This window comes from Idiomarina sp. UBA4206 (assembly GCF_002383015.1).
Taxonomy (GTDB): Bacteria; Pseudomonadota; Gammaproteobacteria; order Enterobacterales; family Alteromonadaceae; genus Idiomarina; species Idiomarina abyssalis.
Genome location: NZ_DFTS01000050.1, coordinates 972 through 1,263, shown reverse-complemented (window position 1 = coordinate 1,263; position 292 = coordinate 972). Strand labels below are relative to the sequence as shown.

At 50.7% G+C, this 292-nt stretch carries 1 pseudogene; it reads left to right on the top strand.

The features are described 5' to 3' along the window. Positions 1-292: pseudogene (locus B3180_RS10825) on the top strand (4-hydroxybutyrate CoA-transferase); the annotation flags it as partial.

Genomic DNA, 292 nt, shown 5'->3' with positions numbered 1-292 from the left:
TTCTTTGTTGGGGCCTCAACTCGGCAGGCGGTGAATCAAGGTCTAGCCGACTATGTGCCCATTTTTCTCTCTGAAATTCCCAAGCTGTTTCGCTCTGGCGAACAGCCATTGGATGCCGCAATCATTCAGGTGTCACCACCGGATAAACACGGTAATTGCAGTTTAGGTATTTCAGTTGAAGCAACCCGGGCCGCACTGCAAGTTGCGAAAAAAGTGGTTGCCTGGATAAACCCCAACATGCCACGGACGCACGGCGATGCGTTAGTCTCGTTAAAGCGGTTTGACCGTTATT